General features: G+C 69.1%; 1 protein-coding gene and 1 pseudogene. One reads left to right on the top strand and one right to left on the bottom strand.

All coding sequences use genetic code 11. The features are described 5' to 3' along the window. Window positions 1-206: pseudogene (locus tag K1Y73_RS21845) on the bottom strand (DNA-3-methyladenine glycosylase 2 family protein); the annotation flags it as partial. Window positions 207-257: 51 nt separating this feature from the next. On the opposite strand from K1Y73_RS21845, the gene K1Y73_RS21840 reads away from it, so the two are divergent. Then, a complete protein-coding gene (locus K1Y73_RS21840) occupies window positions 258-1,463 on the top strand; it encodes an MFS transporter (protein ID WP_225030520.1) in 1,206 nt (401 codons plus the stop codon). Window positions 1,464-1,613 lie beyond the last annotated feature (150 nt).

Raw genomic sequence — 1,613 nt, 5'->3', positions numbered from 1 at the left:
ATCCGCGCGCAGATCGCCGCGGCCGACGCGGTCGAGACCTGCTGGCCGATGATGGCATCGAGAAGGGCTGCAAAGCCGTCGGGGCGGCGGCGCAGCGGCAGGGGCCCAAGCCCCGGCAGGATGCGGGCAAAGCCCGGATGGCGCGCCGCCAGCCAGGCCGCGCCCTCGGCCAGATCCTCGGGCCCTGCGATGATCCGTCCCGGCATGCGGCAATTGCCCCCTTGCGGCTTCAGGTTCAAAGACCTACGCCATCGGCCATGTCCGATGCCATCGCCAAACGCAATGTTCTCGTGCTGGTCGCCGCCCAGGGCATTCTGGGCGCGCAGATGCCGATCGTCTTCACCATTGCCGGGCTTGCCGGCCAGTCGCTGGCGCCAAATGCCTGCTGGGCCACGCTGCCGATTTCGATGGCGGTGATCGGCTCGATGCTGACGGCGACGCCGATTTCCGCCTTCATGCAGCGCTTCGGCCGGGCCGCGGGCTTTGCGCTGGGCGCGCTGGGGGGCGCGCTCGGGGCGGCGATCGGGGCCTGGGGGCTTTATACCGGGTCGTTCCTGCTGTTCTGCCTGGGCGGGCTGTTCACCGGCACCTACATGAGCGCGCAGGGCTTTTACCGCTTCGCCGCCGCCGATACCGCCTCGGAGGCGTTCCGGGCGCGGGCGATTTCCTGGGTCATGGCGGGGGGGCTGTTCTCGGCCATCATCGGGCCGCAGCTGGTGAAGCTGACGGCGGATGCCTATGTGATCCCCTTCCTGGGCAGCTATCTGGCGGTGATCGCGCTGAACATCGTCGGGATGAGCCTGTTTGCGCTGTTGAAGATCCCGCGGCCGCGCCCGCCGGTCGCCGGCAGCCAGATCGGCCGCAGCCGGGGCGAATTGCTGCGCACCCCGGCGATTGCCGTGGCGATGATCTGCGCCACCGTGTCTTACGCGCTGATGAACCTGGTGATGACCTCGTCGCCCCTGGCGGTGGTCGGCTGCGGCTTTGACAAAAGCCATGCGGCCGATGTCGTCACCGCGCATGTGCTGGCGATGTATCTGCCCAGCTTCTTCACCGGCCATCTGATCGCGCGCTTCGGGGTGGAAAAGATCATCGCGCTGGGTCTGCTGATCCTGGCCGGGGCCGGGGCGGTGGCCATGGCGGGGGTGCAGCTTGAGAATTTCTTCATCGCTTTGATCCTGCTGGGGATCGGCTGGAATTTCGGCTTCATCGGCGCGACGACCCTGCTGACCACCGCGCAGCGGCCGGAAGAGCGCGGGCGCCTGCAGGGGCTGAACGATTTCATCGTCTTCGGCGGGGTCAGCCTGGCCAGCTTCTCGTCGGGCGGGCTGATGAACTGCTCGGGCGGCACGGTTCAGGCCGGCTGGCAGCTGGTCAACATGGCGATGCTGCCCTTCCTGGTGCTGGCGGGCGGGGCGCTGATCTGGCTGTGGCTGCGGCCCGAGACGCTGGAGACGCGCTAAGCCGCCCGCCCTGCACGCCTACCAGCGCCCGCTGAGCGATTGCCACAACAGCCGCCGACGGCGGGCGAATTCCGACAGGCCCAGCCGGCCTTCGGCCACCGCGGCGGGATCGGCCAGCACCTGGCGCAGCAGCGGCTCGGCCTGCCAGCC

Origin of the sequence: Xinfangfangia pollutisoli (assembly GCF_020179405.1) — a bacterium.
Classification (GTDB): domain Bacteria; phylum Pseudomonadota; class Alphaproteobacteria; order Rhodobacterales; family Rhodobacteraceae; genus Pseudogemmobacter; species Pseudogemmobacter pollutisoli.
This window is presented reverse-complemented; position numbering and strand designations above follow the sequence as displayed.